The 284-nt window shown below is 62.7% G+C and carries 1 protein-coding gene; it reads left to right on the top strand.

Going from position 1 to position 284, the window contains the following annotated elements:
* A partial coding sequence (locus SB771_RS34080; protein ID WP_410721927.1) for a GNAT family N-acetyltransferase occupies nucleotides 1-241 on the top strand: 241 nt, incomplete at its 5' end.
* Nucleotides 242-284 lie beyond the last annotated feature (43 nt).

A 284-nucleotide genomic window follows, 5' to 3' on the forward strand; every position in this document is an offset into this window, starting at 1 on the left:
TGGCTGGCTATATTCGCTCGCGGTGGATGCGTCGCTGCGTCGTCATGGCATCGGCACGCGTCTGGTCGCGCATGTCGAAACCGCATTGACCGAACGTGGCTGCCCGAAGCTGAACCTGCAAGTCCTGTCCGCGAAGGCGGACGTGCGCGCGTTTTACGAAGCGCTCGGTTATCGCGCCGACGCGGTGATCAGTCTCGGCAAGCGTCTCGGCGAATTCGCGGACGCCGCGCCGGCTGCGTAAAGCCGCGCCGCCCGAATGAAAAAAAGACCACATGCGTTTATCA

Origin of the sequence: Burkholderia sp. SIMBA_051 (assembly GCF_046534915.1) — a bacterium.
GTDB classification, from domain to species: Bacteria; Pseudomonadota; Gammaproteobacteria; order Burkholderiales; family Burkholderiaceae; genus Burkholderia; species Burkholderia ambifaria.